Annotated in this window: 1 protein-coding gene; it reads left to right on the plus strand. The window is 69.2% G+C overall.

Features of this window, described 5'->3' with window-relative positions; translation table 11 throughout:
- The coding region (locus OQ789_RS25880; protein ID WP_324689283.1) for a condensation domain-containing protein at positions 1 to 347 on the plus strand (347 nt) is incomplete at both ends.

The raw sequence follows: 347 nt of genomic DNA on the forward strand, positions 1-347 counted from the left end.
TTGTTCCACGCCAACACCTCCCAGGGTCTCGGCGATGACGTGTATGCGGTGCAACTCGACATCGCGTTGAGCGGTCCCCTCGACGCCGACCGGCTGCGCGCGGCGGTGCACACCGTGATCACCCGACACCCACACCTGGCGGCCCGGTTCAAGGCGGAGTTCGACCAGCCGGTGCAGGTCATCCCGGCCGATCCGGTGGCGCCTTGGCAGTACGTCGAGCTCGAGGGTGTCGATCTCGAGGAACGGGTCCAGCAGGTGTGTGTAGCCGAACGGGCCGCGGTCTGCGACCTGACCGGGCCGCCGGCGTTTCGCGCGGCACTCATCCGCACCGGCGCAGACCGGTACCG

It is taken from the genome of Mycobacterium sp. 94-17 (assembly GCF_035617725.1).
GTDB lineage: Bacteria > Actinomycetota > Actinomycetes > Mycobacteriales > Mycobacteriaceae > Mycobacterium.